This is a genomic window from Burkholderia sp. Ac-20379, from assembly GCF_017104645.1.
Lineage (GTDB): Bacteria > Pseudomonadota > Gammaproteobacteria > Burkholderiales > Burkholderiaceae > Burkholderia.
Genome location: NZ_JAAGPF010000711.1, coordinates 1 through 1239, shown reverse-complemented (window position 1 = coordinate 1239; position 1239 = coordinate 1). Strand labels below are relative to the sequence as shown.

1 protein-coding gene and 1 pseudogene are annotated in these 1239 nt (G+C 71.5%); both read right to left on the bottom strand.

The window, feature by feature from the left end:
• Positions 1 to 1126, bottom strand: a 1126-nt coding sequence (locus G3N92_RS34145; RefSeq protein WP_206131884.1) for an MFS transporter, incomplete at its 3' end; no start/stop codon positions are given.
• A gap of 4 nt (positions 1127 to 1130) precedes the next feature.
• Positions 1131 to 1239 (bottom strand): annotated as a pseudogene (locus G3N92_RS35270) (MarR family transcriptional regulator); the annotation flags it as partial.

The following is a 1239-nucleotide window of genomic DNA, read 5'->3' as shown; positions in this document are numbered from 1 at the left end:
CGCAGCGGTCGGCGACCCAGCCGACCACGGGCGCGCCGATCGGCGTGCCGCTCATCACGATCGCCACGCGCAGCGCCGTCACGCGCCCGCGCATGCCGGGCTCGGTCGACAGTTGCATCAGGCTGTTCGAGGAATTGGTGATGGTCAGCGCGGCGATGCCGGTCAGCACCAGCATCGCGCCGAAGATCCAGAAGCCCGGCGCGAGCGCCGCGCACGCGCAGCCGAGCGCGAACAGCAGGCAGCCCGCGAGCAGCGTGCGCAGGCTCGGCCGGTCGCGGCCGGCGGCCACCAGCGCACCGGCGATGGTGCCGATCGCCATGATCGACGACAGCAGCCCGAACCCGCTCGCGCCGGTATGGAACACGTCGACGGCCATCGTCGAGATGAAGATCTGGAAGTTGAGCCCGAACGTGCCGATCAGGAACAGCATGACGAGGATCGCGACCAGGTCGGGCCGGCCGCGCACGTAATGGAGGCCCGCCGCCAACCCGCCCTGCGCGCGCCGCGGCCGCGCGCCCGGATGCTGCGCCGACACCTTGAGCCGCGACAGCGACAGCAGCACCGCGCCGAACGACAGCCCGTTCAGCACGAACGCCCAGCCGGTGCCGACCGACGCGATCACGGCGCCGGCCACGCCCGGCCCGATCATGCGCGCGGCGTTGAATACGGTGGAATTGAGCGCGACGGCGTTGGCCAGATCGGCGTCGCCGACCAGCGACGTGACGAACGTCTGCCGCACCGGCGCATCGAACGCGGCCACGCTGCCGAACAGCAGCGCGAACAGATAGACATGCCAGAGCCGCGCCACGCCGGCCACCACGCTCACGCCGAGCGCCAGCGCGATCAGGCCCATCAGCGCCTGCGTCACGCGCAGCAGCTTGCGCTGGTCGAAACGATCGGCGGCGTAGCCTGTCCATGGCAGCAGCAGCATCTGCGGCGCGTACTGCAGCGCCATCACGATGCCGACCGCCGACGCGTCGTGATGCGTGAGCTGGGTCAGCACGAGCCAGCTCTGCGCGGTGCGCTGCATCCAGGTGCCGACGTTCGACACCAGCGCGCCGCCCGCCCACAGCCGGTAGTTCGGATTGCGCAGCGAACGGAACGAGCGGGCCAGATTCATCGCCATCGCGCTAATCCTCGGCGAGGCGCTGCAGCAGCGCGACGGCCGCCGCCAGTTCGCGCCGCTCGGCGGCCGACAGGCGCGCGTCGAGCGCGCGGCCGAGCCAATCCTCGCGTGCA